General features: G+C 72.6%; 30 protein-coding genes and 3 pseudogenes. 7 read left to right on the top strand and 26 right to left on the bottom strand.

The features are described 5' to 3' along the window. Window positions 1–4 precede the first annotated feature (4 nt). Window positions 5–901 (top strand): hypothetical protein, encoded by an 897-nt coding sequence (locus AB0G50_RS02005; protein ID WP_360101148.1) that lies wholly within the window; start codon window positions 5–7, stop codon window positions 899–901. A gap of 45 nt (window positions 902–946) precedes the next feature. Here AB0G50_RS02005 and AB0G50_RS02000 read toward each other — a convergent pair whose 3' ends face one another. The 4 genes from AB0G50_RS02000 to AB0G50_RS01985 form a co-directional block, all read right to left on the bottom strand. Next, window positions 947–2,413 carry a SulP family inorganic anion transporter gene (locus AB0G50_RS02000; RefSeq protein ID WP_360101145.1) on the bottom strand — a complete coding sequence of 489 codons (1,467 nt, stop codon included), beginning with the start codon at window positions 2,411–2,413 and terminating at the stop codon, window positions 947–949. Beyond that, window positions 2,410–3,000, bottom strand: coding sequence for a carbonic anhydrase (locus AB0G50_RS01995; RefSeq protein WP_360101142.1), 591 nt, complete (start codon window positions 2,998–3,000; stop codon window positions 2,410–2,412). Before AB0G50_RS01995 ends, AB0G50_RS02000 begins: the two co-directional genes overlap by 4 nt. Before the next feature lie 59 nt (window positions 3,001–3,059). Next, window positions 3,060–3,380 carry a hypothetical protein gene (locus tag AB0G50_RS01990; protein WP_360101139.1) on the bottom strand — a complete coding sequence of 107 codons (321 nt, stop codon included), beginning with the start codon at window positions 3,378–3,380 and terminating at the stop codon, window positions 3,060–3,062. Window positions 3,381–3,543: 163 nt separating this feature from the next. After that, window positions 3,544–3,963: an anthrone oxygenase family protein gene (locus AB0G50_RS01985; protein WP_360101136.1), complete on the bottom strand. Its 420-nt coding sequence runs from the start codon at window positions 3,961–3,963 to the stop codon at window positions 3,544–3,546. A 72-nt stretch (window positions 3,964–4,035) separates the two neighbouring features. Here AB0G50_RS01985 and AB0G50_RS01980 point away from each other — a divergent pair, with 72 nt between their 5' ends. Then, window positions 4,036–4,950, top strand: coding sequence for an AraC family transcriptional regulator (locus AB0G50_RS01980; protein WP_360101133.1), 915 nt, complete (start codon window positions 4,036–4,038; stop codon window positions 4,948–4,950). A 55-nt stretch (window positions 4,951–5,005) separates the two neighbouring features. Here the strand turns inward: AB0G50_RS01980 and AB0G50_RS01975 are convergent, their stop codons facing one another. Further along, window positions 5,006–6,391, bottom strand: coding sequence for a glycine--tRNA ligase (locus AB0G50_RS01975; protein WP_360101130.1), 1,386 nt, complete (start codon window positions 6,389–6,391; stop codon window positions 5,006–5,008). Between the two features lie 91 nt (window positions 6,392–6,482). Between AB0G50_RS01975 and AB0G50_RS01970 the strand changes: the two genes are divergently transcribed. After that, window positions 6,483–7,316, top strand: coding sequence for a tetratricopeptide repeat protein (locus tag AB0G50_RS01970; protein ID WP_360101127.1), 834 nt, complete (start codon window positions 6,483–6,485; stop codon window positions 7,314–7,316). On the opposite strand, the gene AB0G50_RS01965 is transcribed toward AB0G50_RS01970, so the two are convergent. Continuing rightward, window positions 7,303–7,677 carry an antibiotic biosynthesis monooxygenase gene (locus AB0G50_RS01965; protein WP_360101124.1) on the bottom strand — a complete coding sequence of 125 codons (375 nt, stop codon included), beginning with the start codon at window positions 7,675–7,677 and terminating at the stop codon, window positions 7,303–7,305. The genes AB0G50_RS01970 and AB0G50_RS01965 overlap by 14 nt on opposite strands. Window positions 7,678–7,694: 17 nt before the next feature. Between AB0G50_RS01965 and AB0G50_RS01960 the strand changes: the two genes are divergently transcribed. The 3 genes from AB0G50_RS01960 to AB0G50_RS01950 are packed head-to-tail and all read left to right on the top strand — an operon-like array spanning window position 7,695 to window position 8,823. Continuing rightward, window positions 7,695–7,961 carry a hypothetical protein gene (locus AB0G50_RS01960; RefSeq protein ID WP_360101121.1) on the top strand — a complete coding sequence of 89 codons (267 nt, stop codon included), beginning with the start codon at window positions 7,695–7,697 and terminating at the stop codon, window positions 7,959–7,961. A 47-nt stretch (window positions 7,962–8,008) separates the two neighbouring features. Next, window positions 8,009–8,404 carry a metalloregulator ArsR/SmtB family transcription factor gene (locus tag AB0G50_RS01955; protein WP_360101118.1) on the top strand — a complete coding sequence of 132 codons (396 nt, stop codon included), beginning with the start codon at window positions 8,009–8,011 and terminating at the stop codon, window positions 8,402–8,404. Beyond that, a complete protein-coding gene (locus AB0G50_RS01950) occupies window positions 8,401–8,823 on the top strand; it encodes a Fur family transcriptional regulator (protein WP_360101115.1) in 423 nt (140 codons plus the stop codon). The genes AB0G50_RS01955 and AB0G50_RS01950 overlap by 4 nt, the downstream gene beginning before the upstream one ends. A 2-nt stretch (window positions 8,824–8,825) precedes the next feature. On the opposite strand, the gene AB0G50_RS01945 is transcribed toward AB0G50_RS01950, so the two are convergent. The 20 genes and pseudogenes from AB0G50_RS01945 to hrcA all read right to left on the bottom strand — a co-directional run bounded on the left by AB0G50_RS01945 (window position 8,826) and on the right by hrcA (window position 24,077). Continuing rightward, a complete protein-coding gene (locus AB0G50_RS01945; RefSeq protein WP_360101112.1) occupies window positions 8,826–9,524 on the bottom strand; it encodes a TIGR03943 family protein in 699 nt (232 codons plus the stop codon). After that, window positions 9,521–10,540 (bottom strand): permease, encoded by a 1,020-nt coding sequence (locus AB0G50_RS01940; RefSeq protein ID WP_360101109.1) that lies wholly within the window; start codon window positions 10,538–10,540, stop codon window positions 9,521–9,523. The genes AB0G50_RS01945 and AB0G50_RS01940 overlap by 4 nt, the downstream gene beginning before the upstream one ends. Before the next feature lie 52 nt (window positions 10,541–10,592). Then, on the bottom strand, window positions 10,593–11,396 hold the full coding sequence (locus AB0G50_RS01935; RefSeq protein ID WP_360101106.1) for a hypothetical protein: 804 nt from the start codon (window positions 11,394–11,396) through the stop codon (window positions 10,593–10,595). 166 nt (window positions 11,397–11,562) lie between these two features. Continuing rightward, window positions 11,563–11,856, bottom strand: a complete 294-nt coding sequence (locus tag AB0G50_RS01930) for a hypothetical protein (protein WP_360101103.1) — start codon at window positions 11,854–11,856, stop codon at window positions 11,563–11,565. Continuing rightward, window positions 11,856–12,287, bottom strand: a complete 432-nt coding sequence (locus tag AB0G50_RS01925; RefSeq protein WP_360101100.1) for a YbjN domain-containing protein — start codon at window positions 12,285–12,287, stop codon at window positions 11,856–11,858. Before AB0G50_RS01925 ends, AB0G50_RS01930 begins: the two co-directional genes overlap by 1 nt. Next, a complete protein-coding gene (locus tag AB0G50_RS01920; protein ID WP_360101097.1) occupies window positions 12,284–13,108 on the bottom strand; it encodes an isoprenyl transferase in 825 nt (274 codons plus the stop codon). Before AB0G50_RS01920 ends, AB0G50_RS01925 begins: the two co-directional genes overlap by 4 nt. Before the next feature lie 38 nt (window positions 13,109–13,146). After that, window positions 13,147–13,899: a DNA repair protein RecO gene (gene recO / locus AB0G50_RS01915; protein ID WP_360101094.1), complete on the bottom strand. Its 753-nt coding sequence runs from the start codon at window positions 13,897–13,899 to the stop codon at window positions 13,147–13,149. Further along, the gene (gene era / locus AB0G50_RS01910) at window positions 13,899–14,795 is read right to left on the bottom strand and encodes a GTPase Era (RefSeq protein WP_360101091.1); all 897 of its coding nucleotides are present in this window, start codon (window positions 14,793–14,795) and stop codon (window positions 13,899–13,901) included. The genes recO and era overlap by 1 nt, the downstream gene beginning before the upstream one ends. A gap of 41 nt (window positions 14,796–14,836) precedes the next feature. Further along, entirely contained in the window at window positions 14,837–15,151 is a 315-nt protein-coding gene (locus AB0G50_RS01905) for a (2Fe-2S) ferredoxin domain-containing protein (protein ID WP_360101088.1), read from the bottom strand. A 9-nt stretch (window positions 15,152–15,160) separates the two neighbouring features. Then, window positions 15,161–15,493 carry a cytidine deaminase gene (locus AB0G50_RS01900; RefSeq protein WP_360101085.1) on the bottom strand — a complete coding sequence of 111 codons (333 nt, stop codon included), beginning with the start codon at window positions 15,491–15,493 and terminating at the stop codon, window positions 15,161–15,163. Beyond that, window positions 15,486–16,784: a hemolysin family protein gene (locus tag AB0G50_RS01895; protein ID WP_360101271.1), complete on the bottom strand. Its 1,299-nt coding sequence runs from the start codon at window positions 16,782–16,784 to the stop codon at window positions 15,486–15,488. The genes AB0G50_RS01900 and AB0G50_RS01895 overlap by 8 nt, the downstream gene beginning before the upstream one ends. Before the next feature lie 13 nt (window positions 16,785–16,797). Then, entirely contained in the window at window positions 16,798–17,349 is a 552-nt protein-coding gene (ybeY, locus tag AB0G50_RS01890; RefSeq protein WP_360101082.1) for an rRNA maturation RNase YbeY, read from the bottom strand. Window positions 17,350–17,353: 4 nt separating this feature from the next. Further along, window positions 17,354–17,710: pseudogene (locus AB0G50_RS01885) on the bottom strand (PhoH family protein); the annotation flags it as partial. Window positions 17,711–17,971: 261 nt separating this feature from the next. Then, a pseudogene (locus AB0G50_RS01880) lies at window positions 17,972–18,439 on the bottom strand (LAGLIDADG family homing endonuclease); the annotation flags it as partial. A 351-nt stretch (window positions 18,440–18,790) separates the two neighbouring features. Beyond that, a pseudogene (locus AB0G50_RS01875) lies at window positions 18,791–19,501 on the bottom strand (PhoH family protein); the annotation flags it as partial. Window positions 19,502–19,647: 146 nt separating this feature from the next. Further along, entirely contained in the window at window positions 19,648–20,007 is a 360-nt protein-coding gene (locus AB0G50_RS01870; protein WP_360101079.1) for a histidine triad nucleotide-binding protein, read from the bottom strand. A gap of 207 nt (window positions 20,008–20,214) precedes the next feature. Further along, window positions 20,215–20,901, bottom strand: coding sequence for an alpha/beta fold hydrolase (locus AB0G50_RS01865; protein WP_360101076.1), 687 nt, complete (start codon window positions 20,899–20,901; stop codon window positions 20,215–20,217). A 191-nt stretch (window positions 20,902–21,092) separates the two neighbouring features. Continuing rightward, the gene (locus tag AB0G50_RS01860) at window positions 21,093–21,827 is read right to left on the bottom strand and encodes a 16S rRNA (uracil(1498)-N(3))-methyltransferase (protein ID WP_360101073.1); all 735 of its coding nucleotides are present in this window, start codon (window positions 21,825–21,827) and stop codon (window positions 21,093–21,095) included. Further along, the gene (gene dnaJ / locus AB0G50_RS01855) at window positions 21,824–22,975 is read right to left on the bottom strand and encodes a molecular chaperone DnaJ (protein ID WP_360101070.1); all 1,152 of its coding nucleotides are present in this window, start codon (window positions 22,973–22,975) and stop codon (window positions 21,824–21,826) included. The genes AB0G50_RS01860 and dnaJ overlap by 4 nt, the downstream gene beginning before the upstream one ends. 79 nt (window positions 22,976–23,054) lie before the next feature. Beyond that, complete coding sequence (gene hrcA / locus AB0G50_RS01850; RefSeq protein ID WP_360101067.1) at window positions 23,055–24,077, bottom strand: heat-inducible transcriptional repressor HrcA; 1,023 nt, start codon at window positions 24,075–24,077, stop codon at window positions 23,055–23,057. A gap of 115 nt (window positions 24,078–24,192) precedes the next feature. Between hrcA and AB0G50_RS01845 the strand changes: the two genes are divergently transcribed. Beyond that, entirely contained in the window at window positions 24,193–24,927 is a 735-nt protein-coding gene (locus AB0G50_RS01845) for a GNAT family N-acetyltransferase (RefSeq protein WP_360101064.1), read from the top strand. Window positions 24,928–24,983 lie beyond the last annotated feature (56 nt).

Here is a 24,983-nt window from a genome sequence, read left to right as displayed (position 1 = left end):
AGGTGTGGGAAAACGCTGGTGGGTGACGCTTTCGGCACTGCTGCTCGGTATCGCGGCGGTGCTGCTGCCGCACCACGCGTCGGAGGCGACGAAGGTCGGTTTCACCCCGGAGCCGACCGCGGCCGAGGAGCCGCGGGCCGCCGCGCCGCGCACGTCGGCCACCACGACCACCGCTCCGACGACCACCACGACCGGGGCGCCGGCGGTCGACCTGACCGCCGCGGTGGACAAGGCGGTCGCGGCCGCCGGTGACGTCGACCTCGGGTTGGCCGTGCTGGACCTGGACACCGGCGCCGTCGCGGGCAGCCAGGCCGCCGCGCCGTTCCACACCGCGTCGCTGAGCAAGCTGCTGGTGGCGGTGGACGTGCTGGGCGAGAGCGCGGTGAGCGACTCCGACCGTGACCTGCTGACCCGCGCGCTGAGCCGCAGCGACGACGAGGCGATGAACGCGCTGTGGGACGAGCACGACGGCATGGGCGCGGTCGGGCGGGTCGCCGCGCGGGCCGGGCTGACCGCGACGTCGGCGCCCGCGGACCCGACGCAGTGGGGCGACGTGGAGATGTCCGCGGACGACGTCGTCGCGCTGTACCACTACATCCTCACCGACCTGCCCGCCGACCAGCGCGATTTCATCGTCACCGCGCTGAGGGAGGCGCCCGCGACCGCGGCCGACGGCTTCGACCAGGCCTTCGGGCTGCTCGGCGCGGGCGCGGACACCTACGCCAAGCAGGGCTGGATGTGGTACCTGCCGGCGACCCTCTACCTGCACAGCTCGGGCGTGGTGGCCGACCGGTTCGCGGTGGCGATGCTGTCGATCCACACCGGGCAGACCGAGCAGGTCGCGAAGGACGACCTGGACTCGATCACCCAGGCGTTGCTGGCCGATTTGCCGACCGGGTGACCCGGGCTCCCCGGGTCACCCGGCCGAAGACCTCGCCGACCCCGGCTACGCCGCGGCCGGGCTGATCAGGTCGACCGTGCGACCGGCCGTCCGGTGCGTCTCGGCCCACTGGTCGAGCGCCTGCCGGCACGCCTGGTCGAGGTGCCGCAGCCCCCGCAGGTCGACCCGCACGTGCTTGGTCACCGGCAGCGCCTCCAGGGCGTCCAGCAGCCTCGGCAGCCGCAGGAACGTCGCGTTGCCGCGCAGTGTCACGTGCTCGTGCTCCTCGCAGGCGCCGTCGACGGTGACCGACAGCCGGGACACGTCCCACGCCGTCTTCACCACCGCCGCGAGCAACCCGACCAGGGTGCCGGTGAGCAGGTCGGTGACCACGATCAACCCGGCGGTCAGCAGCAGCACCGCGCTCTCCGCCGGGTCGGTCCGGACCAGCCGGGCCACCCGGCGCGGCTCGAGCAGCTTCCACCCGGCGTGCAGCAGCAGGGCGGCGAGCACGGTGAGCGGCACGTAGGCCAGCACGCCGGGCAGCGCCACCACGAACAGCAGCAGCCACACGCCGTGCAGCACCCGGGAGAGCCTCGTGCGGGCGCCGGCCTGCACGTTGGCCGCGCTGCGCACGATGACCGCCGTCATCGGCAGCGCGCCCAGCACCCCGCACAGCGTGTTGCCCACGCCCTGCGCGATCAGCTCCTGGTCGTAGCGGGTGCGCGGGCCGTGGTGCATCCGGTCGACCGCCGCCGCGCTGAACAGGCTCTCCGCCGAGGCCACCAGCGCGAACGTCAGGGCGGCACCGAGCACGCCGGTGCCGAACAGCGAGAAGTCGACCACGTCGACCACCTGCTCCAGCGGGCCGACCTCGATGCGCGGCAAGGGAAGCGCGAGGGCGGCCGCGCTCGCGACCACCACCGCCACCAGCACGCCCGGCACCGCCCGGAACCGGGGCGGCGCCTTCTTCCACAGCACGGCGACCACGAGCGTGAGCACGCCGATCGCCACCGCGCCCGGCGTCGCCACCGCCGAGGCGACCAGACCGGGCAGTCCGCCGAACTTCTCCCCGGTGGTCTTCGGCTGGGCCAGGCCGGCGAACGGGTAGAGCTGGCTCAGCACCAGCACCAGTCCGATGCCGGCGAGCATGCCCTGCACCACGGCGGGCGAGATCGCCCGGAACCAGCGGCCGAGCCGCAGCAGGCCCATGGCGATCTGGAGCGCGCCCGCGATGAGCACGATCAGGCCGAGCGCGGGCAGTCCGTGCGCGCCGACCGCGTCGGCCACCAGCACGGTGAGGCCGGCGGCGGGACCGCTGACCTGGAGGGTGCTTCCGGGCAGCAGGCCGACGACCACGCCGCCGACCACGCCGGTGATGATGCCGAGTTCGGCCGGCACGCCCGAGGCGACGGCCACGCCGACGCACAGCGGCAGCGCGACCAGGAAGACCACGAGCGACGCGCCGACGTCCGGCCAGAGCGTCCGGCCCGGTGGGCCGAGGAGGTGCTGCTGTCGTCCGGTGGTCGTCATAGCGGCACGAACCCCTCGGTCGAACGGGTGTCGGCCTGGCTGACCTCGCCGGTCTCGATGTCGTAGAACCACGCGTGCAGGCGCAGGTCGCCCCGGTCGACGCGGTCCCGGACGAACGGGTAGGCCGCCAGCCGGTCGAGCTGGGCGAGCACGTGGGCGCGCCCCTCGGCCCGCGCGGCGACGTCCGCCGCCGCGACGGACTTGAACGGGCCGTGCGTGGCGAGCCACCGCCGCAGCAGCGGCAGGTGGTCGACCTCGCCCGCGTGCAGCGCTCCCACCGCGCCGCAGTGCGAGTGACCGCACACCACGACCTCGGCGACGCCCAGCTGGACCACCGCGAACTCGATGGTGGCCATTTCGCTGGACGCGGAGTGCTCCGAATAGGTGGGGATGACGTTCCCGGCGGTCCGCAGTTCGAACAGGCTGCCCGGCTGCGCGCCGGTGATCGCGGCCGGGACGATGCGGGAGTCCGCGCAGGTGATGAACAACGCCGTCGGCGACTGACCACTGGCGAGGCGGCGACCGGTTTCCCTCGGGCGCCGCAGCGAGTGCGTCCGGGCGTGCTGGACCAGGTGACGGAATTCCATGGGATTTCCTCACTCGTCAGGTGGACATTCGATTCAGTTGTGGCTGGGGGGACACGAGTTCAGTGCCGGAACACCTGCAACGCGGCCGGTGTGGTCCGGGCGCGGAGGTGGTCGGTGCGCCACTCGGGCGCGGGAGCCGCGGCGGGGTGCCTGCGGGTGGGCCTCGTGCGCGTGCCGGCCGGATCGGCCTGCCGGCGCGCGGGTGTGGCGCAGGTGCGCGGTTCGGGCGCCTTGCGGCACTCCCTCGTCGCGGGTTCCTCCTCGGCGGTGCCGACGGTGGACTGACCCGTCAGCACCGCGCTCGGGAGGTCGGCGGCGGTGGCCGGGGTGAGGACGGCGAGCAGCGCGAACAGTGCCGCCAGTACGAGCGCGCGCGTCATCACAAGCCCCCTCTCCGCTGTTGTGATCAAGTGTCGCGGGTCGGGATGACACGCGGGTTAAGGGAAGCCCGATTTGTGAAGTTTTCACCCGAATGTGCGTGATGCACGTCATTAAGAAGAAGTAAGAATCACGCTCCGTCATCGATTCAGATATGAAAATGATTCATCGTGTCGCTGCCAGGACGAACGCGATCCCGGCCAGCAGGGACAGCGCGGCGCGGACGTGGTTCCACGGCACCCATTGGCTGAGGTACTCCGCCCAGTAGTCGGTCGAGGCCCGCCGTTCGAGCGCGTTGTTGCGCGGGATGTGGTAGACGCCGGTCAGCACCAACCCGCCCAGCACGTACAGCGCCGCGCCCGCGACCGCCCACGGGCCGCCGGTGATCGCGGCGACCACCGAGACCACCGCCGTGCCCAGGAACAGCGTCACGAAGAACGGGTTGACCACCGCGACGTTGATCGCGCGCATGGCCGCCAGGCCGGTGTCGGGGTCGGCTCGGCGCAGGCCGGGCATCACCATCGCGGAGAACGCGAAGAAGACGCCGGCCATCGAGGTGCAGCACAGGGCCGCGACGATCGTCATGGCCGCCAGTCAAGGCGCCCGGCGCCCGGCCGGCCATTGCCCCGGCGCTCGCGGTCGTGTCAGATCGTCTCCGTGGACGCGCTGGCCGCTCTGTTGGACGGACCGCGGGCCCGGCAGGCGTTCGTGCTGCGGACCCTGCTGGACCCGCCGTGGTCGCTGCTGATCCGGGACGGCGCGCCGCTCGCGGTGGTCGCCCTGGTGCGCGGGAACGGGTGGCTCGTGCCCTCCGACGCGCCGCCGATCGCGCTGGCCGCGGGCGACGTGGCCGTGGTCCGCGGCCCCGAGCCGTACCTGCTGGCCGACTCGCCCGACCGGCCGCCGCAGGCCGTGGTGCACCCCGGCGAGGTGTCCACCGACGCGCACGGCGCGCCGTTGTGCGACGTGTGGAACCTGGGCGTGCGCACGTGGGGCACCCGGGCCGACGCGTCGGTCGTGCTGCTGAGCGGCACCTACTCGATGGACGGCGAGGTGTCCCGCCGCCTGCTCTCCGTCCTGCCCCGGGTGGCGGTGTCCGCGACCGAGACCGCCCTGGTGTCCCTGCTGTCCGCCGAGGTCTCCCGCGACGCGCCCGGGCAGTCCGCCGTCCTCGACCGCCTGCTGGACCTGCTGCTGATCTCGGTCCTGCGCGCGCACCTGACCCGCGACGACGCCCCGCCGTGGTACCGCGCCCACGCCGACCCGGTCGTCGGCCACGCCCTGCGCCTGCTGCACAACTCGCCGGCGGCGCCGTGGACGGTCGCCTCCCTGGCCGCCGCGTGCTCGGTCTCCCGCGCCGCCCTGGCCCGCCGCTTCACCGCGCTGGTCGGCGAACCGCCGATGACCTACCTGACGTCGTGGCGCCTGGACCTCGCCGCCGACCTGCTCCGCGACCCGGCCACCACCCTGGCCGCGGTGGCCAAGGCCGTCGGCTACAGCACCCCGTTCGCCCTGAGCACGGCGTTCAAGCGCGAACGGGGTCTCTCCCCCACCGCGCACCGGACCCCGTGAGCCGACGGGGTCCGGCGACCGCGCGCGGCCGACCCGAACCGTCCACAGAGGACGGTCAGGCGCCGACCAGGCGCGCGGCCAGGTAGGACTCCAACTGGTCCATCGACACGCGTTCCTGCGACATCGTGTCGCGCTCCCGCACCGTCACCGCGTGGTCGGTCAGCGTGTCGAAGTCCACCGTCACGCAGAACGGCGTACCGATCTCGTCCTGCCGGCGGTACCGGCGGCCGATGGCGCCCGCGTCGTCGAACTCGATGTTCCAGTTCCGGCGCAGCGCCTGGGCCAGGTCCTTCGCCTTCGGCGACAGGTCGGCGTTGCGGGACAACGGGAGCACGGCCGCCTTCACCGGCGCGAGCCTGCGGTCGAGGCGCAGCACGACGCGCTTGTCCACGCCGCCCTTGGCGTTGGGCGCCTCGTCCTCGGTGTAGGCCTCCAGCAGGAACGCCATCATCGGCCGGCCGACACCCGCCGCCGGCTCGATCACGAACGGCCGGTAGCGGCTGTTCGTGGCCTGGTCGAAGTACGACAGGTCGACGCCCGAGTGGTTGGAGTGCGTGTTCAGGTCGAAGTCCGTGCGGTTCGCGATGCCCTCCAGCTCGCCCCACTCCTGACCGCCGAAGCGGAACCGGTACTCGATGTCGACGGTGCGCTTCGAGTAGTGGGACAGCTTTTCCTTGGGGTGCTCGTAGTGCCGCAGGCTGTCCTTCGCGATGCCCAGCTCGGTGTACCAGCGGGTGCGCTCGTCGATCCAGTACTGGTGCCATTCCTCGTCGGTGCCGGGCTCGACGAAGAACTCCATCTCCATCTGCTCGAACTCGCGGGTCCGGAAGATGAAGTTGCCGGGCGTGATCTCGTTGCGGAACGACTTGCCGATCTGGCCGATGCCGAACGGCGGCTTGCGGCGCGAGGTCGTCTGCACGTTGAGGAAGTTGGTGAAGATGCCCTGCGCGGTCTCCGGGCGCAGGTAGTGCAGGCCCTCGTCGGTCTCCACCGGACCGAGGTGGGTCTTGAGCAGGCCGTTGAACATCTTCGGCTCGGTGTACTGGCCGCGGGTGCCGCAGTTGGGGCACGGCACGTCCGACACGTCGCCCTCGGCGACGTCCTTGCCGGTGCGCTCGGCGTACTCCTCGGACAGCGTGTCCTGCCGGAACCGCTTGTGGCACGAGTTGCACTCGACCAGCGGGTCCACGAACGCCTCGACGTGCCCGGACGCGGTCCACACCTCGCGCGGCAGGATCACCGACGAGTCCAGGCCCACCACGTCCTCGCGGCCGCGGACCATGAAGTTCCACCACTGCCGCTTGATGTTGTCCTTGAGCTCGACGCCGAGAGGGCCGTAGTCCCAGGCCGACCTCGTGCCGCCGTAGATCTCGCCGCACGGGTACACGAACCCGCGGCGCTTGCACAGGCTGACGACGGTCTCGATGCGATCGGCTGCCACGGACACTCCATCGGAGGGCGAACAATCGGGGGAGGCCAGGGTAGCCCTCGCCGCCGGGCGACCAGCGCCCACCTGTGCTTACCCTGCGGCAATGGCGGACGAGCTGCACGTGATGTGGGACTTCGCCGACCTGACGGCGACCGAGGCGCGGTTGCGCGCCCGACTGGCGGAACACCTGCCCGACGCGCGGCGGGCCGAGGTGCTGACCCAGCTCGCCCGGGTCGAGGGCCTGCGCGGCGACCCGGCGGCCGGTCAGCAGCTGCTGGCCGAGGCCGAGGCGCTCGCCGAGCCGGATTCACCCGGTCGGGTGCGGGTCTTCCTGGAGCGCGGCCGGTTGCTGCGGTCGGCGGGCGCGCCGGAGGAGGCGCTGCCGCTGTTCGTCGCGGCCTTCGTGCTGGCCGGTCACCGGGGCGACGCGTTCCTCGCGGTCGACGCGGCGCACATGGCGGCGCTGGTCGACGGCGTCGAGGAGTGGACCGCCAAGGGCGTCGCGCTCGCCGAGGCGTCCGACGACCCGCAGGTGCGGGAGTGGCTCGGCCCGTTGTGGGACAACCTCGGCTGGTCCCACTTCACCGCGGGCCGGCACGAGGAGGCGTTGGCGGCGTTCACCCACGCGGTGGCGGCCCGGACCGAGGGCAGTCACGACCAGGCCGTGGCGCGGTACGCGGTGGCCCGGGCGTTGCGCGCGCTGGGCCGGCCCGCCGAGGCCGTCGAGCTGATGACCCTGGCCGTCGCGAGCAGCCCGCCCGACGGCTGGCTGCACGAGGAGCTGGCCGAGGACTACGCCGCGCTGGGCCGGCCCGGGGAGGCGGCCGAGGAGGCGCACCGGGCGCTGGATCTGCTCGACGCGCACCAGAACCCGGACCGGGTGGCCCGGTTGCGCGCACTCGCGGGCGAGCCGCGGTGGCCGGTCACCGGGCCGTAGCGGGCCCACCGGCTTCGCCCAGCCGCACCGTGAACGCGTCCGCGGCGACCAGGCTCTCCTCGCGGGTCACCACGCCCGCCTCCCCCAGCAGCAGCGGCTCGAACGCGGACGGCTCGGGCAGCGCCCGCGACAGCAGCGGGATCACGTGCTCGCGCACGTCGAACGGCGACATCGCGCGCCGGTAGGCCACCACGGAGTCGAACTCGACGGTCAGCACGAAGTGCTCGTGGTCGTCGGTGGACCGGCTCAGCTGCCCACGGCGGCACCCCGGCTGCGCGGTCAGCAGCTCCAGCGCCCGCCGGGCGCGCCCGGTGAACTCGTCGACCGACCCGACCACGGAGAACCGGCACACCAGCAGCACCCTGCAAGGATGCCACGGTGGCACGTGACTCCAAGCGCACCCTGGTCCCCGGTTCCGGCCCGCTCGCGAAGGTGCCGGCACCGGCGGTGTTCCTGCTGGTCCTGGCCCTGTTCGGGGCCGGCGTGTGGCTGAAGGGCCCGCTGGGCGCGAGCCTGCTGGGGCTGCTCGCGCTCGGCGTGGCGACGCTGCTGGCGGTCACCTGGCGGACGCTGCCCCCGGCCGCCCGGGTGCTGCGGGTGCTCGTGCTGGCCGCGCTGGTGCTGGTCACAGCGTCGGTGCTGTAGCCACCGCTAGTATCGGGGCTGAAAATCCATACCACCGGGAGGCGCCCGTGACGGCAGGAGTGCGGGGCGAGCACGTGCACTCCCCGGCCCGGGACGTTCCCAGGCCTCCTCCACCGCCGTCGTCCCGGACCCTGTCGGCGGCGGGCGAGCTGTTGCGGGCGTTGGCGGCGCCCGTGCGGATCGCCATCGTGCTGCAACTGCGCTCGGCCGACCTGTGCGTGCACGAGCTGGTCGACAGCCTGGGCGTGGCGCAACCGCTGATCAGCCAGCACCTGCGGGTGCTCAAGGCGGCGGGCGTGGTGCACGGCGAACGGCACGGTCGCGAGGTGGTCTACCGGTTGGTGGACGAGCACCTCGCGCACATCGTGGTCGACGCGGTGAGCCACGCGGAGGAAGGTGCTCATGGTAGTAACGAGCGGACTCGCCGGACGGAGGAACTGTGACGACAAGCGAGCGCCCCACCACCGCGGTGCCCGGTCTGCGTTCGACCAAGCAGCGCACCGCCGTGTCCAAGCTGCTCGACTCGCTCGACGAATTCCGGTCGGCCCAGGAGCTGCACGAAGAGCTGCGCAAGCGCGGCGAGGGCATCGGGCTGACCACCGTGTACCGGACCCTGCAATCCCTGGCCGACGCCGGTGAGGTCGACGTGCTGCGCACCGACTCGGGCGAGGCGATCTACCGGCGGTGCTCGGCGCACCATCACCACCACCTGGTGTGCCGCGGCTGCGGTCGCACGGTCGAGGTCGAGGGGCCGGCGGTGGAGAAGTGGGCCGACCGGGTGGCGGCGGAGAACGGGTTCTCCGAGGTCAGCCACACCGTCGAGATCTTCGGCACCTGCTCGGAGTGCGCCGCCAAGGCGTGACGCTAGCTCTCGTAGGTGTCCTCCGGGGTGGCGACCGGGGTCACCGCCGACACGGTGAACGACGGCGTGTACGCGGTGTCCTTGGTGGCCGACCCCGGCACCACCCGGCCGGTGACCTCCACCCACTGGTCGTCGGCCAGTGCGGCGAGGTCGCCGCCCAGCAGCCGGACCTTGATCGGTGACGCGTCGGCCGCGCAGCACGAGATCGCGAGCCGGGCCACGAAGGTGTTGCCGTCCTTTTGCACCACGAACCCGGTCAGCTTCACCGTGCGGTGGTCGAGCGACCCCGAGTCGTCCCACGCGGTGCGGGTGACGAAATCGGTCATGGTCAGCGACACGACCTGCTCGTCGGGCAGCGCGGCGAACCCGGACGCGGAGTTCTGCTGCGCGATCGTGCGATCGGACCGGTTGACCGTGTCCGCGCCCAGCGCCGGCGGGCTGATCAGGAACACCGCGAGCACCGGCAGCAGCAACAGCCACGGACTGCGCCCGGTGTGCTCGTGGCCCTCGTGCCCGGCCGTCTTCCCGCGTACGTCCCGGGCGATCGCGACCAGGGCCAGCAGCACCATGATCGCGCCGGTCGCCACCAGCCACGGTTGCAGCGACGCCTTCACGTACCGCAGGTAGGTGCCGGTCAGCGCGAGCTTGAGCAGCGCGCCGCCCAGCAGCACCAGCAGGATGTTCTGGGTTTCCCGCCTCACAGGAACACCGCCCCCGCCACCAGCGCGCACCCGATCGCCACGACGAACGTCGCCGGCGCGAACCGGGCCGCGAAACCGCGTCCGAACGCGCCCGCCTGGAGCGCGGCCAACTTCACGTCCACCGCCGGACCCACCACCAGGAACACCAGGCGCGGCAACAGGGGCAGCGCGGACATCGACACGGCCACGAACGCGTCCGCCTCGCTGCACAGGGCCAGCACCACGGCCAGCAGCGCCATCACCAGCACGCCGAACACGACCTGCCCGCCCAGCGCCTCCAACCACGCGGCCGGCACCACGACGTTGAACACCGCCGCGAACAGCCCGCCCAGCACCAGGAACCCGCCCGCCTGCACCAGGTCGTGCCGCGCGGTCTCGGCGAACACCGCCCAGCGCGACGTGCCGTCGTGGTCGGGCAACCGCCGCAGCGCCCGCTCCGCGATCCACTCGGCCTTCCCGAACCGCGTCCACAACCAGCCCATGACGACCGCGGTCAGCAACGACCCGACGAACCGCGCGGGCACCATCATCGGCGCGTCCTTGAACGCCACCGCCGTCGCCACCAGCACGATCGGGTTGACCGCGGGCGCCGCCAGCAGGAACGACAACGCCACCGCGGGCGCCACCCCCTGCTGCATCAACCGCCGCGCGACCGGAACCGACGCGCACTCGCAGCCGGGCAGCGCGACCCCGGCCATCCCGGCCACCGGCACCGCCAACGCCGTCCGCCGCGGCAACACCCGCCGCAGCAGGCTCGCCGGCACGAACGCCGCGATCGCGCCGCTGATCAGCACGCCGAGCACCAGGAACGGCATGGCCTGCACGCACACCGCGACGAACACCGTGGCCGCGGTCCGCAGCACCGGCACGTCGAGCACCCCGACCAGCCAGTCCTGCCCGACCAACGCCAGCACGAGAACCGCGCACAGCACTTCGAGCGAGGTGATCCGCCACTTCGGCGCGGGACGCCGCGGCCGCGCGCCCCGGATTTCGCCAGTGATTGTCACTTTCGACATGATGCCGGCCGGGTACGACACCCGACCAGCGACCTCGCCGAGTCCGTCCGGATCAGTGGTCGGAACCCGGCGATCCACCGTCCGGCAGCACTTCCCCGACGCCGCGCAGGCGATCCAGGTCCTCCGCCATGCGCACCCCGACGGGATCCGTGCCGGAGCGCATCACGTCCACCGCGGCCGCCCAGGCGGACGTCGCGCCGGCCACCCTCATGACGTGCAGCAGTGCCCGACGACTGATCGACCGCCGCGCGTCGCGCACCGCCTCGAGGAGGACCCCGACCGAAGCCGCGTCCCGCTCACCGAGCAGTTCGACGGCCTGGTAGCGAACCCGGGAACTCCGATCGGTCGAGGCCAGTGACTCGACCAGCCGGGTGCCCTCGGCGGACAGCGCGGTCAGCGCGCCCAGTTCGTGCACGGCGCGCACCCGTGCGGACTCGTCACCGGCGGACAGCACGTCGATCAGCTCCGCCTCGGATCGAGGCGTCGTGACCACGCCTTTCGCACTGGCGAGCCATTCCGCGTACCAGGCGAGGAAGTCGTCGGCCGACAGGACCACCGGCGGCGCGCCCTCACGGGTCGCCACGAGCCTGCCCGACCGCGGCCCGGTGACCAGGAGGACCGTCGCCTCGGTCCCACCCGATTCCGACACCCGGACGCCGCGGCAGACCCGCCCGTCGATCTCGACCTCGGGGAGGTTCCCGGGCAGTTCGACACTCCGCCAGGGACTGAGCGCGCACAGGCCCGACCCCGGACCCACACCGCCGTCACCGACCCGCTCCAGAAACGCCCGATAGGCCGCGGGCAGCACCACCCCGTTGACCCGTTCGAACACGTCGATCCGCGCCGCGGAGAGCACCGTCCCCACCCTCCGCCCCCCGGGCGCCCGAAAGCACCCGGGGGGACGAAGGAGAGGCTCACGCCACCCTCGGGCCAACGCCTCGTTCACCACGTCGACCAAGGCGCCGGCATCGTCCGCGAGCACGCCCCTCACCCGGTGCCGGGTGGTCGCGCCGAGCCGGACGTCACTCGGCGGCGGGTGTGGCGGGCTCGTCCTCGTCCTCGTAGGACTGGAGGTCCTCGATGATCTCCAGCACGTCCTTCGGCTGCTCGGCCGGCACCAGGGGTTCGACCACGGCGGTCACGCCGCGGTTCTCCGCCAGCACGCCCTCGGCCAGGGCGACCGCCTCGTCGCGCTCGTAGGGGCCGCACACGAACGACGCCCACTCGTCACCCGCCGACGCCTCGAACGTGACGGCCCACGGGAGGCCCTCCACGTCGCTCTCGTCGTCCGGCTCGTAGACGATCACGCCCGCCATCAGTTGTCACCTTCCGCGTTGGCCAGCAGTTCGCCTCGCAGCTGCGAGGCGGTCGACACCACGAGCATCAGCAACGTGCTCAGGGGTTCGGGCTTCAGTCCCTCGGCCGGGAACGCGTACCTCAGCGTCACGTCCATGCCGCGTTCGGTGTGCACCACGCCCAGCGTGCCGAACAGGCCCTGGCCCGCGCGCTCGGCCGCGGACACGGCCAGGTCGCGGTTCTCCGGGAGGTCCCACGCCACCACGCAGGTCAGGCTCAGCACGGTCAGCCCCTCGGCCAGCCGCATCGCCTGCACCGCGCACGGCACGTCGCCGTGGCGGAAGCTCAGCGCGCCGTCGTCGTCGACGTGGACGTCGTGGAACAGCTCCAGCGCCTCGCGGGCCGCGGTGAGCAGTTCCGCCGTCACCCTGGCGTCGTCGTCCTCGGTCACGAACTCGTCTCCTCAGCATCGGGTTTGTCCACTGCGCCGCCGAAGCGCCGGTCGCGGGAGGCGAACTGCTCGCACGCCCGCCACAGGTCCTGCCGGTCGAAGTCGGGCCACAGGATGTCCTGGAACACCAGCTCCGCGTACGCCGACTGCCACAGCAGGAAGTTCGACGTGCGCTGCTCGCCCGAGGGCCGGATGAACAGGTCCACGTCGGGCATGTCCGGCTGGTACAGGTAGCGCGCGATGGTGCGCTCGTCCACCTTCTCCGGGTTGAGCCTGCCCGCCGCGGCCAGCCGCGCGATCTCCCGCGCCGCGTCGCCCACCTCGGCCCGACCGCCGTAGTTGATGCACATGGCCAGGTTGAGCATCTCGTTGTCGCGGGTGCGCTCCTCCGCGACCTCCAGCTCCTTGATCACGCTGCGCCACAGCCTCGGCCGCCGGCCCGCCCACCGCACCCGCACGCCCAACTCGTCCAGCTCGTCGGTCCGGTGGTGGATGACGTCGCGGCTGAAGCCCATCAGGAAGCGGACCTCCTCCGGGCTGCGCCGCCAGTTCTCGGTGGAGAAGGCGTACAGCGACAGCCACTTCACGCCGAGTTCGATCGCGCCCTTGGCCGCCTCGACCACGACGGCCTCGCCGCGCTTGTGACCCTCGATGCGGGACAGGCCGCGCTGGTTGGCCCAGCGGCCGTTGCCGTCCATGACGATCGCGATGTGCTTCGGCACGAGGTCCGCCGGAATGGCGGGAGGCGTGGCGCCGGACGGGTGGGGTTCCGGGGGTCGGGGGGCGCGCTGGGCGCGCTCGGCCCGCCGTCGGCGGAGCATGGTGGTCCTCTCGGGTTTCGCTTGGTGCGGCAGGGACTCTATCCGTCCACTGTCGGCGCCCTGCGCTCGACCAGCGGCAGGCTGCGCAACTGCCGCTCCAGGTGCCACTGGAGGTGCGCGGCGACGAGTCCGCTGGCCTCCCGGCGCTGCGGCGGTTGCACCGCGTCCACCGCGACCCAGTCCCCGCGCAACAACGCGCCCAGCAGTCGCACCGTGTCCACATTGGGCTGCGAACTGCCCGCCGGGCGGCAGTTCACGCACACCGAGCCACCCACCTGGATGTTGAACGCCCGGTGCGGACCGGGATCGCCGCAGCGCGCGCACTCGGCCACCGCCGGTGCCCACCCCGCGAACGCCATCGCCCGCAGCAGGAACGCGTCCAGCACCAGCGACGGGTCGCGCTCCTTGGCCGCCAACGCCCGCAGCGCGCCCGCGACCAGCAGGTACAGCTTGAGGACCGGCTCGCCCTCCTCGGAGGTGAGCCGGTCGGCCGTCTCCAGCACCGCGCACGCCGCCGTGTACCGCTGGTAGTCGTCGACCAGGTCCACCCCGAACGCGTCCAGCGTCTCCACCTGGGTCACCACGTCCAGCGACCGTCCCGGGTAGAACTGCACGTCCACGTGCCCGAACGGCTCCAGCCGCGCGCCGAACCGGCTCGACGTGCGCCGCACGCCCTTGGCCACCGCGCGCACCTTGCCGTGCCGCTGGGTCAGCAGGGTGATGATCCGGTCGGCCTCGCCGAGCTTCTGCACCCGCAGGACGACACCCGTGTCCCGGTACAGGTTGGCCATCAGAAACCCAGTCTGCGCAACTGCTTCGGGTCGCGCTGCCAGTCCTTGGCGATCTTGATGTGCAGGTCGAGGTACACCCGCGTGCCCAGCAGCTTCTCGATCTGCCGCCGCGAGTTGATGCCCACCTGCTTGAGCCGCTCGCCCCGGTGGCCCAGGATGATCGCCTTCTGGCTCGGCCGCTCCACGAACACGTTCGCGTGGATGTCCACCAGGTCGTCACGACCCTCGCGCGGCAGCATCTCCTCCACGATCACCGCGATCGAGTGCGGCAACTCGTCCCGCACGCCCTCCAGCGCGGCCTCCCGGATCAGCTCGGCGACCAGCGTCAGCTCGGGCTCGTCGGTCAGCTCGCCGTCCGGGTACAGCGCCGGGCCCTCGGGCAGCTTGCCGAGCACCAGGTCCGCCAGCCGGTCGACCTGGTAACCCTCCTGCGCCGACACCGGGATCAGGTCGGCGAACTCCATCACGTTCTGCAACGCCAGCAGCTGCTCGGCCACCTGCTGCTGGGACGCCAGGTCCGTCTTCGTCACGATGCCGATCACCGGCGTCCGCTTGGCGATCTTGGCCAGCTCCGCGGCGATGAACTTGTCACCGGGGCCGACCTTCTGGTCCGCCGGCACGCAGAAGCCGACCACGTCGACCTCGGACCACGTCTCCCGCACCAGGTCGTTGAGCCGCTGACCGAGCAGCGTGCGCGGCCGGTGCAGGCCCGGCGTGTCCACGAGCACCAACTGCCCGTCCTCGCGGTGCACGATCCCCCGGATGGTGTGCCGGGTGGTCTGCGGCTTGCTGGAGGTGATCGCGACCTTGGTGCCGACCAGCGCGTTGGTCAACGTCGACTTGCCTGCGTTGGGGCGGCCGACGAAGCACGCGAACCCGGAGCGGTAACCATCCATCCCGCCATTCTCCCCGGCGGGCCCGATCGCGCCGAGCCGGGTCACGCCTGCGCCGGTGGGCTGACCCGGTTGAGTTCCAGCACCTCCGGCAGCGGACCGCCCTGCGCCAACCACCGCTCCAGGTCCGCCATCACCTCGTCGTGCAGCACGAACCCCAGCCACACCGGCTTCTGCCCGCGCGGCTTCACCACGATCAGGTTCGAGTTCTCGCACGCGTCCAGGCAGTCCGCGGTGCGCACGGTGACCCGACCACCCGAGCGCGCGGCCACCTCCTCGAGGCGGCGCAACTGCTCGGCGTGGTCGTAGTCCGGGTGCTTCTTCACCGTGCCGCAGCAGCAGCCGCGGCACACCGTCACCAGTGCCACCTACACGGAGCCCTGGTAGGCGCCCGACGCGTCCGCGCGCAGCACCGGCGCGGACGCGGTGAGGTCGCGCACCGCCGCCACCGACGCCTCGTCCACCTCGGCCGCGTCGGTCACCACCGCCGCCGCCTCCAGGCCCTCCGCGCCGCTGGACACCGCCGCCGCCACCGCCGCCTGGACCGCCGTCAGCCGCAACGACGGCAGCGCGACCGTGGTCGCCGCGTAGGTCCGGCCGTCGGTGTCGCGGACCGCGGCGCCCTCGGCGGCACCCGTGCGGGCCCGGGCCGAGCGCGCCAGCGTGATGATCTTCAAGTCCTCCGCGGTCAGCTCAGCCACCGGGTTCGCCCTCGCCTTCGTCGCCGTTGTCCACCGGGCGGACCAGCACCGTCGTGATGCGCATCCGACCCCGGTCGTCCTTGCCGCCCTCGGCCCGCATCCGCAGACCCTCGATCTCGGCCTCCGTGCCGGGCAGCGGCACCCGACCGAGGCGCTGGGCGAGCAGCCCGCCCACCGTCTCCACCTCGTGGTCGTCCAGCTCCGTGCCGAACAACGCGTCCAGGTCGTCCACCGGCAGCCGCGCGCTCACCCGCACCGACCCGTCCACCAGGTGCTCCACCGGCGGCCGGTCGTCCGTGTCGGACTCGTCGGTGATCTCGCCGACGATCTCCTCCAGGATGTCCTCGATGGTCAGCAGACCCGCCGTGCCGCCGTACTCGTCCACCACGACCGCCAGGTGGTTGCGCGACAGCTGCATCTCCCGCAGCAGGTCCGCCACCGGCTTCGAGTCCGGGATGAACGTCGCCTGCTTCATCACGTCCGCCACCGACCGACCGCCCGGCTCCTCGGCCAGCGTCAGCCGCACCAGGTCCTTGAGGTTCACCACGCCCACGATGTCGTCGACGCTCTCCCCGATCACCGGCACCCGGGTGTAGCCGGTGCGCAGCGACAGCGCCAACGCCTGCCGCACCGACTTCGTCTGCTCGATCCACACGATCTCGGTGCGCGGCACCATCACCTCGCGCGCGATCGTGTCGCCGAGCTGGAAGACCGAGTGGATCATCTCCCGCTCGCCCTCGTCCACGACGCCGCGCTCCTGAGCCATGTCCACCAGCTCGCGCAGCTCGACCTCGGAGGAGAACGGGCCCTCGCGGAAACCCTTGCCCGGCGTGATCGCGTTGCCGACCAGGATCAGCAGCCTGCTCAACGGGCCCAGCAGCCTGCCGAGCACCCGCACCGGCGCCGCCGCGATCAGGCTGACCGCGTACGGGTGCTGCCGGCCGATGGTCCGCGGACCCACGCCCACCAGCACGTACGACACCACCAGCATGCTCACCCCGGCCACCAGCACGGCGACCCAGCCGGTCGTGATCGACCGCAGGCACACCACCGTCACCAGCACCGTCGCCGCCAGCTCGCAGCCCAGCCGCAGCAGGAGCAGCAGGTTGACGTGCCGCGGCCGGTCGCCCAGCACCTGGATCAGCTGCCGCGCGCCGACCCTCCCCTGCCGCTGCAACGCCTCGACCCGGGCCCTCGACACCGTGCCCAACGCCGCGTCCGCGCCCGCGAACGCGCCCGCCGCCAGCACGAGCAGCACGGCGAGCACCAGCAGGCTGGTGGAACTCCACATCACGCGCGCCGCCTCAGGCGGGCGGCTCGGACTCGGAGTCCTCCAGGCCGACGGCCCCGAGCACCTTCGAGTCGGCCTCGCGCTGCGCCGAGCGCCGCTCGGCGTCGGCCGTCGCGGTGCGGAAGTCGCCGAGGATCCGGTTCTGGAGGGTGAACATCTCCCGCTCCTCCGCCGGTTCGGCGTGGTCGTAGCCCAGCAGGTGCAGCACCCCGTGCACGGTCAGCAGGTGCAGCTCGTCCAGCAGGCTGTGACCGGCCTTCTTGGCCTGGTCATTGGCGAACTCCGGGCACAGCACGATGTCGCCCAGCAGCGCGGGACCCAGCCCCGCGGCGTCCGGGCGACGGGCCGAGTCCAGCTCGTCCATCGGGAAGGCCATGACGTCCGTCGGACCGGGCAGGTCCATCCACCGCTGGTGCAGGTCGGCCATCACGTCCAGCTCCACGAGCAGCACGGACAGCTCCGCCAGGGGGCTGACACCCATCCGGTCCAGGGCGAATCGGGCGGCGGCGACGATCGAGGGTTCCTCGACGCCGACGCCCGACTCGTTCGCGATCTCGATACTCACGGCCCTATCGTCCCCGGCCCTGCCCCCGCGCCCGACCACCGGGTCCGGCCGCGTGCTGCCGCTCGGCGATGTCGTCCTGCTCGACCTGCCACTTCTCGTACGCGTCCACGATGTCCGCGACGAGCTGGTGGCGCACCACGTCCTGGCTGGTCAGCACCGAGAAGTGCACGTCCTCGACGCCTTCGAGGATCTCCCGGACCACCCGCAACCCGGACCGCTGCCCGCCGGGCAGGTCGACCTGGGTGACGTCACCGGTCACCACGATCTTGGAACCGTGCCCCAACCGGGTGAGGAACATCTTCATCTGCTCGGGCGTCGTGTTCTGCGCCTCGTCCAGGATGATGAACGCGTCGTTCAGCGTGTTGTGCGTGAGCAGGTAGTCCTCGGTGACGTACAGCGAGTCCGCCGCCGCGACCTGGATGCACACCGCCTCGGCCCGCCCGACGGGCTCGATCCGGTCGACGAACCGCATCGGCCGCCCACCGCCACCCGCCGCGAGGTACCTGTCCCGCTTGCGCCCCAGCCGGAACGGCTCCACGCCGGCGGGCAGCCGGATGTCCACGACGTGCGCGTCGTGCCGGTACGCCACCGGCCGCCCGGCGGCGAAGCCGGGCTTGCGGCCCGCAGCCACCCGGGTGCGCGTGTAGGCGACACCGCCGAGCGACCGGACGAGCGCCACCACGTCGTCCCGGAGCCGGGCGGAGGTGGTCGTGTACTGGATGCGGCAGGTGCGGCCGAGCTGGGCCACGGGCCCGCCGTCCGAGTCCAGCAGGCCCTGGAGCAGGCTCAGCCTCACCTCGGCCGAGTTGTGGAGGTAGACCTCGGGCACGAACTTCGTGTGCGAGCGCGTGCCGAGCAGGTCCAGTGCCCGGAGCGCCCCGGTCACCGGGTTCTCCAGGGTGACGACGTCGCCCGGCGACTTCACCCGGTTGAGGGTGTAGTCGACCCGGCTCTTCCGGGTGGGGCGCACTCCCGGCAGCCCGGCCTCCAGCGCGACGACCAGTTCCGGGTCGTCGGTCGCGAAGGAGGGCGTCGTGGAACCGGTGAGGCAGCCGTCGCCGAGGAGCAGGCCGAGCGCGTACGGGTCCATCGGGACCTCGCGCTCCGGGTGGCTGGTCGGGGCGGAGAGCAGCGGCAGCTCGTAGCGCCTGGCGTGCGCCGCGCGGAGGTTGCCGATCATCTCCTTGGTCTCCAGGACCCGCCACGGCTTGCCGCGGCGGCGGTCGGAGGCGGTGCGCACCGTCCAGAGGTGGTCGCCGCACGCCAGCGTCGAGGCGCCGTCCTGCGCGGTGAGCCGGTAGATGTCCTTCTCGCCCTGCGGGTACACCCCGAGCACCGGGGTCGGCTCGCCGTTCGAGCCGATGACCAGGTCGCCGACCCGGAGGCCGCCGATCGGGCGGAAGCCCTCGGGCGTGAGGACCTCGGTCGTCACCGGCTGCGCGCGACCACGCATGTAAGCCAGTGGGGCGACCTCGATCGTGCCCGCCTGGGTCAGGCGGGGGATGGACTCGGGGTCGATCATGTCGTGCAGCGCGTCGTACAGGGGGCGCAGGTACGGGTCGATCTTCTCGTACAGGGTGCCCGGCAGGTAGCCCAGCCGTTCGCCCGCCTCGACCGCCGGTCGGGTCAGGATGATCCGGTTGACCTGCTTCGCCTGGAGCGCCTGAACGGCCTTCGCCATCGCCAGGTACGTCTTGCCGGTGCCGGCCGGGCCGATGCCGAAGACGACCGTGTTGCGGTCGATGGCGTCGACGTAGTGCTTCTGGTTCAACGTCTTCGGCCGGATCGTGCGACCGCGGCGGGAGACGATGTCCAGGCTGAGGACCTCGGCGGGCGACTCGCTGATGCCCGCGGACAGCATGGCCACGGTGCGGCGGACCGTGTCCGGGCCCACCTGCTGGCCGCGGCTCGCGAGCGTGACGAGTTCGGAGAACACCCGCTCGGCGAACGCCACGTCGGCAGGCGGGCCGGACAGGGTGATCTCGTTGCCCCGCACGTGCACGTCGGCGTCGAGCAACTCCTCCGCCAGGCGGAGGTTCTCGTCGCGCGACCCGAGCAGGGCGAGCACCGCGCCGTCGGGCACGGCGAACTTGGACTGGGCGTCGGCCGCCGGCGTCGCCGCCTGCGGCGTGGTGTCAGGGGTACCGGCCACGTGGCCTCGGGCCTGCTTCCTGCGCGTTCGCGCCGTGCTCGGGTGGGTTCGACCTGCCGTCACCGATGCTAGCCGCGACCACCGACAGTTCGCACCGGAGTAGAAATCCGGTCGGGGGCGCGGTTCGGTGCGCCCCCGACCGGCGCTCAGGCCAGCGGTCCGAGGCGACGGCCGCCGAGGACGTGCAGGTGGGCGTGGAAGACGGTCTGGCCCGCGTCCAGGCCGGTGTTGAACAGCAGCCGGTAACCGGAGTCGGCGACGTTCTCGGCCTTGGCGACCTCGCCCGCGGTCAGGAAGAGGTCGTCGAGCAGGCCGGGCGCGGCGGCGGCGAGGGCGACCGCGTCGGCGGCGTGCGCCTTCGGCACGACCACGACGTGGGTGGGCGCCTGGGGCGCGATGTCGCGGAACGCCAGCGTGGTGTCGGTTTCGTGGACCACCGTCGCCGGGATCTCGCGGGCGACGATCCGGCAGAACAGGCAGGCGGGGTCTGCGGTGAGGCTCGACATGGCCGGAGGCTATCGCGCGCCCGTGACCGCCACCCGAACCCGCCGCGGGGTGCCGGGGTGGCGGGTTCGGGGTGTGTCCGGGCGGACTGCTCGGGGTGCCCAGGGGGCGGACTCGGGGTGCCCGGGCGGACTGCTCGCGGCGCCCGGGTCGCGGGTTCGGGCAGTCCGGGCGGACTGCTCGCGGTGCCCCGGTGGCGGACTCGCGGGTCAGGCCAGGGCGGTGGCCAGGGCGATGGTCTCGGCGCGGCACCGGGTCCAGGCGGCGGTGCCCGGGGTGATCAGGTCCATGTGGTCGGTGCGCGGGAGGCGGATGAAGGTGGCGTCGGACGCCGCGGCGAAGACCTCGCTCTGGGAGATGGGAACGTCCTCGTCGTCCTCGCCGTGGAGCAGGACCAGGGGCTTGTCGATGGGCAGCCGGGCGGCCGGCGAGGCGTCGGCGTAGCGGTCGGGAACCTCGGCCGGGGTGCCGCCGAGGAGTTCGCCCGCCCGGCCGGTGATGTAGGGGTCGGCGGTGAAGTCGAGCACGCCCGCCTGGGCCACGGCGGCGCGGACCAGGGGGTGGCGGGCGGCGGCCCAGACCGCGAGGTGACCCCCGGCGGAGTGACCCAGTGTCACCACCGGGCGGTTCAGGGCGTCCAACGCCGCCAGCACGTCGTCGCCGGTCTCCGGCCAGCCACCGCCGCCGCCGATCCGGCGGTATTCCAGGGTGAACGCCGGCACACCGTGCGCGACCAGATCACGGGAAAGCGGCCTTCCGAGTTCGAGGTCATAACGCTCGTGCCAGAAGCCGCCGTGGATGACGACGACGGTCAACGAGTTCGAACCGTCGACCGAGGAGAATTCACCGAATTGGCTCGGGTGATCGCCGTAGGAGATGCGCTGCACACCGATCACCCAAGCACAAAAAAGGGCCGCGTCGCGATGGGACCTGGGGGTCGCCCCACCGCGACGCGGCGACGCCGGACCGAGGGGGGAGGTGTCCGGCGAGTCGGTGCGAGGAAGAACTTCTGCCTAGGCGAATGTTCCCCCTCTGGCGAGAAGAGTAACCCCTACACGGGGAGTTCGCCAGAAGAGAGCAACGGGCACTACGCCCAGCGATCGGTCAGCACACCCAGCGCACCCAAAGCGACCACTCCGGCCGTCGATGCTCGCAGAACGGTAGGACCCAGTCGCACCGCGTGTGCGCCCGCGTCGACCAATGCGGCCAATTCCTCGGAAGTGATCCCGCCTTCCGGGCCGACGACCAACAACACGTCGCCTTCGGCGGGCAGCGGCACGGAGGCGATTCCGGCCGAAGCAGTCTCGTGCAAAACCAATGTGACGGACGCGGCGGCGGCCAAACGCGCGAGGGCGGGGGTGCCGACGGGTTGCCCGACGACCGGCACGCGGGCCCGGCGCGCTTGTTTCGCGGCTTCCCTGGCCGTGCCGCGCCACCGCTCGAGGGCCTTCGCGCCGCGCGGGCCGTCCTCCCACCTGGTCACGCAGCGCGAGGCCCGCCACGGCACGACCTCGTCCACGCCGGCCTCGGTGGCCAGCTCCACGGCCAGCTCGCCGCGATCGCCCTTGACCAGCGCCTGGGCCAGCACGACGCGCACGGCGGGTTCGGGCACGGTCCGGCGCTCCACCACGTCGAGCAGGAGGCTGTCCTTGCGGGCCTCGGCGACCACGCAGCGCACCTGGTCGCCGGAGCCGTCGGAGAGCACCAGCTCCTCGCCGGCGCGCAGTCGGCGCACGGTGGCCGCGTGCCGCCCCTCGGGGCCGTCCAGGACGAACGACGACCCCGTGGGCAGCGCGGCGACCAGGAAGACGGGCAGCGTCACCGGTGCCCGCGCCCGGAGCGCAGCCGCGAGAACAACCCGCCGCCGCCCTTGCCGTTGTGCGCGAGCGTCGGCTCGTCCTCGCCGCGGGCCGCGGCGAGGTCGCGCAGCAGTTCGGTCTGCCGGGCGTCGAGCTTGGTGGGCACCAGGACCTCGAGGTGCACGTGCAGGTCGCCGTGCCCGTCGACGCGGCCGGTGGAGCGCAGCCTGGGCATGCCGCGGCCGGTGAGCACCAGTTCGGTGTTCGGCTGGGTGCCCGGGTCGATGACGACCTCCTCCTCCCCGTCGAGGGTTTGGAGGGGCAGCACCGCGCCGAGCGCGGCGGTGGTCATCGGGATGCGCACCGAGCAGTGCAGGTCGGCGCCGTCGCGTTCGAAGACCTCGTGCGGCACCTCCTCGACCTCGACGTAGAGGTCGCCCGCCGGGCCGCCGCCGGGGCCGACCTCGCCCTGGCCCGCGAGCCGGACCCGCATGCCCTCCGCGACGCCGGGCGGGATCTGCACCGAGATGGTGCGGCGCGAGCGCACCCGACCCTCGCCCGCGCACTGCCGGCACGGCTCGGGGATGATCTCGCCGAGCCCGCGGCAGACCGGGCACGGCCGGGCCGTGACGACCTGGCCGAGGAACGAGCGCTGCACCGACTGCACCTCGCCGCGGCCGCCGCACGTGTCGCAGCGGACCGGGGTGGTGCCCTCGGCGCAGCCGCTGCCCACGCAGACGTCGCACAGGATCGCGGTGTCGACGGTCAGTTCGCGGGACGCGCCCGCCGCGCACTCCTCCAGCGTCATGGACAGCCGGATGAGCGCGTCCGAGCCCGGTTGCACGCGGCTGCGCGGACCGCGTCCGCCACCGCCGCCCGCGCCGAAGAACGCGTCCATGATGTCGCCGAGGCCGAAGCCCGCGAACGGGTCCCCCATGCCGCCGCCGCGCCCGCCGCTCTGCTCCAGCGGGTCGCCGCCGAGGTCGACGATCTGCCGCTTCTTGGGGTCCGACAGGACCTCGTAGGCGGCGGTCACCTCCTTGAAGCGGGCTTCCTCGTTGGGGTTGACGTCCGGGTGGAGCTGACGCGCGAGCTTGCGGTAGGCGCGCTTGATCTCCTCGGGTGTCGCGTTCTTGGAGACCCCGAGCGTGCCGTAGTAGTCCCTCGCCACCGTGTTATTCCTCCTGCGGACGCGCGCGCAAGGCGCATCCGCTCGCTTGCCCAACGTGCTGTCCGCGCCGGGTGTTCCGTCACCGCGACGTCAAGATCTCCCCCACGTAGGTGGCGACCGCGCGGACGGCCGCCATGGTCCCGGGGTAGTCCATCCGGGTCGGACCGACCACGCCCATTCCCCCGAGGAGGTTGTCCCGGCTGCCGTAGCCGATCGACACGATCGAGGTGCTGCGCATCTCGGCCGCCTCGTTCTCCTCGCCGATGTGCACCAGGATCGTGCCGGGGTCGCGGGCCGCGGCGAGCAGCTTGAGCACCACGACCTGCTCCTCCAGCGCTTCGAGCACCTGGCGCAGGGAACCGGGGAAGTCTGCCACGTTGCGGGTGAGGTTCGCGGTGCCACCCAGCACCAGGCGCTCCTCGGGGTGCTCCACGAGCGATTCGATCAGCACGGTGGAGACCCTGGTCACCACGTCGCGCAGCTCGCCGGGCACCCGGTCGGGCAGCTGCGCGACCTCGGCCGAGGCGTCGGCGAGTCGCTTGCCGACCAGGGCGCCGTTGAGCATCGACCGCAGCCTGGCCACGTTCTCCTCGGTGATCACGTCGCCGAGGTCGACCGAGCGCTGGTCGACGCGGCCGGTGTCGGTGATCAGCACGAGCATCAGCCGGGCGGGTGTGATGGCCAGCACTTCGAGGTGCCGCACGGTGGAGCGGCTCAGCGTCGGGTACTGCACGACGGCGACCTGGCGGGTCAGCTGGGCGAGCAGGCGGACGCTGCGGCGCAGGACGTCGTCCAGGTCGTAGGCGCCCTCGAGGAAGCTGTGGATGGCCTTGCGCTCGGCCGAGGACAGCGGTTTCAGCTCGCTGAGCCGGTCGACGAACAGCCGGTAGCCCTTGTCGGTCGGCACCCGGCCGGCGCTGGTGTGCGGCTGGGTGATGTAGCCGTCCTCCTCCAGCGAGGCCATGTCGTTGCGCACGGTGGCGCTGGACACGCCGAGGTTGTGCCGCTCCACGAGCGCCTTGGAGCCGACCGGCTCCTGGTTCGAGACGTAGTCGGCGACGATCGCGCGCAGCACTTCGAACCGGCGCTCATCGGCGTTCACGCGCGTCACCTCCGGGGTTTGGCCGACCTGCTTCACCGGCGAGTTTACGGAGGTGGACCGACACGCGGCGAAAGTCGGTCGACCGGGTTCGGCCCGGGCCGTTAGCGTCCGGTCGGTGCTCCCGAGGATCCAGTCCGCGCTCCGCCGGTCGATCGAGCCGGACGCGGTGCGCGTCGGCCCCTTCCTGGCCCGGTTCGACCCCGACCACGACAGCGTGTTCCTGAACTACGCGATGCCCGACGCGGGCGCCTCGCCGACGCCGGAGGAGGTGGCGGCGCTGGTGGCCGCGTTCCGGGAGCGGTCGCGGGTGCCGCGGCTGGAGTACCTGCGCCCCCTGCCCGCGGTCGACGCGGCGCTGGCGGCGGCCGGGTTCGAGGTGGAGCAGCTGCTGCCGATGCTGGCGCTGGAGGAGTTGCGGACGCCGGCGGCGCCGGACGGGGTGGAGTTCTTCGACCCGGTGTCGGACGCGGAGCTGCGGGAGCTGTCGACGGTGCAGCACGGCGCGTTCGGCTCGGCCGAGGTGGCCACCGACGGCGACGTGGCGCGGCAGCACGAGCTGCTGGCGGCCGGCGGCGGGCTGTTCGCGGCCCGGGTCGACGGCGTGGTCGTGGGCGGTGGCGCGTTCACCCCTCCGGCGGAGGGGTTGAGCCAGGTGGCGGGCATCGCGGTGCGGGCGGCGTTCCGGGGTCGCGGCATCGCCTCGACGCTGTGCGCGGAGCTGACCGCGCGGGTGCTGGCGCTGGGCCACACGCCGTTCCTGGAGACCGAGCCGGACGCGAAGGTGACCCGGCTGTACGAGCCGCTGGGGTACCGGGTGATCGGCGAGTCGGCGGCGATCTCGTTGCGGTAGCGCGAGGTTCGCCGACCACCCGGCGGGGTGCGGGCCGTCCGGGTGGTGTCGGCGGT

Origin of the sequence: Actinosynnema sp. NPDC020468, assembly GCF_040642015.1 — a bacterium.
Classification (GTDB): domain Bacteria; phylum Actinomycetota; class Actinomycetes; order Mycobacteriales; family Pseudonocardiaceae; genus Actinosynnema.
Note: the sequence above shows the minus strand (reverse complement) of the source record. Positions and strands in the feature narration are given on the sequence as shown.

Excerpts from the sequence above, each read along its gene's own strand:
- AB0G50_RS02000 (WP_360101145.1), bottom strand. The coding sequence starts at position 2,413 with ATGACGACCACCGGACGACAGCAGCACCTCCTCGGCCCACCGGGCCGG.
- AB0G50_RS01995 (WP_360101142.1), bottom strand. The coding sequence starts at position 3,000 with ATGGAATTCCGTCACCTGGTCCAGCACGCCCGGACGCACTCGCTGCGG.
- AB0G50_RS01990 (WP_360101139.1), bottom strand. The coding sequence starts at position 3,380 with ATGACGCGCGCGCTCGTACTGGCGGCACTGTTCGCGCTGCTCGCCGTC.
- AB0G50_RS01985 (WP_360101136.1), bottom strand. The coding sequence starts at position 3,963 with ATGACGATCGTCGCGGCCCTGTGCTGCACCTCGATGGCCGGCGTCTTC.
- AB0G50_RS01970 (WP_360101127.1), top strand. The coding sequence starts at position 6,483 with ATGGCGGACGAGCTGCACGTGATGTGGGACTTCGCCGACCTGACGGCG.
- AB0G50_RS01940 (WP_360101109.1), bottom strand. The coding sequence starts at position 10,540 with ATGTCGAAAGTGACAATCACTGGCGAAATCCGGGGCGCGCGGCCGCGG.
- AB0G50_RS01930 (WP_360101103.1), bottom strand. The coding sequence starts at position 11,856 with ATGGCGGGCGTGATCGTCTACGAGCCGGACGACGAGAGCGACGTGGAG.
- AB0G50_RS01920 (WP_360101097.1), bottom strand. The coding sequence starts at position 13,108 with ATGCTCCGCCGACGGCGGGCCGAGCGCGCCCAGCGCGCCCCCCGACCC.
- recO (WP_360101094.1), bottom strand. The coding sequence starts at position 13,899 with ATGGCCAACCTGTACCGGGACACGGGTGTCGTCCTGCGGGTGCAGAAG.
- era (WP_360101091.1), bottom strand. The coding sequence starts at position 14,795 with ATGGATGGTTACCGCTCCGGGTTCGCGTGCTTCGTCGGCCGCCCCAAC.
- AB0G50_RS01895 (WP_360101271.1), bottom strand. The coding sequence starts at position 16,784 with ATGTGGAGTTCCACCAGCCTGCTGGTGCTCGCCGTGCTGCTCGTGCTG.
- AB0G50_RS01870 (WP_360101079.1), bottom strand. The coding sequence starts at position 20,007 with ATGTCGAGCCTCACCGCAGACCCCGCCTGCCTGTTCTGCCGGATCGTC.